Source organism: Bacillus sp. J33 (genome assembly GCF_000518885.1).
Classification (GTDB): Bacteria; Bacillota; Bacilli; order Bacillales; family Cytobacillaceae; genus Cytobacillus.
This window is the reverse complement of the sequence record NZ_JAEL01000200.1, coordinates 1-1,159: the sequence shown is the minus strand read 5'-3', so window position 1 is coordinate 1,159 and position 1,159 is coordinate 1. Positions and strand designations below refer to the sequence as shown.

General features: G+C 31.8%; 1 protein-coding gene. It reads left to right on the top strand.

The window, feature by feature from the left end; genetic code table 11:
* Positions 1-250: 250 nt before the first annotated feature.
* On the top strand, positions 251-1,087 hold the full coding sequence (locus tag L634_RS32025) for a spore germination protein (RefSeq protein ID WP_084029062.1): 837 nt from the start codon (positions 251-253) through the stop codon (positions 1,085-1,087).
* The last annotated feature ends 72 nt before the right edge of the window (positions 1,088-1,159 follow it).

The window sequence follows — 1,159 nt, the reverse complement described above, 5'->3', positions numbered from 1 at the left end:
GTGTTTGTCAAGAGCGATTGCGGCGCATCTCCATCCAGTAAATAGGAGAGAAACTAACCCTTTAGGTAGTTTTCATAAATCTTTTGACACTACCCATTCTGTATATTAGCTGTATAGGAGAAAAGTCCTTGTGTCTAATTTGTGAAAAATTTCAAATAATATCAATATTTTAACCCAAGTTTTCTATTGTTGCGTATAAATTCTTCCCTGAAACAAAAACTAAAAGAAATGATTAAAGGGTAGGTCACAAATGAAAAGCAAAAATGTCTTCCTGGATTATCAGGAAATAAGAACCGTACTTAATGACTCGCCAGATTTGATGTGTAGAAAAATGGAATTGGGAAGGCAAACTATTCAAATCGTTTTTATGAAGAATTTAATTAATCAGGAAGTCCTAAATGAATATGTTATTAAATACATGCAAACAATTCCAGAAAAACACTTAAATTACACTTATTTGGTTAATAACATACCAATTGAGGAAATAAAAACTGAAATCGAAAAGAATGAGTTCATCTCATCTCTTTTAAAAGGATTTTCTTATATTTATTTCTTGAATGAGAAAAAAGGTTTTATAGTAAATTGCAATAATACTCTTGAAAGATCCATTGAGAAGGCAGAAACAGAATCATTAGTATATGGTCCTAAGATATCCTTTACAGAGTCATTGTCATCAAATATCAAGATTATCAGGCAAAACCTTAATGATTATAATTTGTGTACGGATAGCTTAACGATTGGGGAACGTGTTAAGAAGGAAGTTAGAATCGTATATATAAAAGATATAGCAAATGATGAAACACTAAATAACCTTAAAGAAAGATTAGAAAAAATAAAACCAGATAATATTAATGACAGTTCAGTTTTAGCGCAATGCCTAGAAGACGATCACTATACATTTTTTCCGCAGCTTCTATTAACAGAATTACCCGATCGATTTATTTACTCGATTTTGAACGGACGAATTGGTGTATTTATGGATGGCAGTCCAGTAGCTATTATTGGGCCAGCTAACTTTTTTTCGTTCTTTGAATCAACAGAAGATATCTATTTAAGATGGTCGCTAAGTTATCATGAACGAAACTAGCTCCTTACTCGTAACACCGTAGGTTAATTTGGTTACACTGTTTACTGGAAAAGCAAACCAAATCAGAGCTAC

Bases quoted from the DNA above. Each gene is read 5' to 3' on its own strand.
- L634_RS32025 (WP_084029062.1), top strand. From the start codon at position 251: ATGAAAAGCAAAAATGTCTTCCTGGATTATCAGGAAATAAGAACCGTA.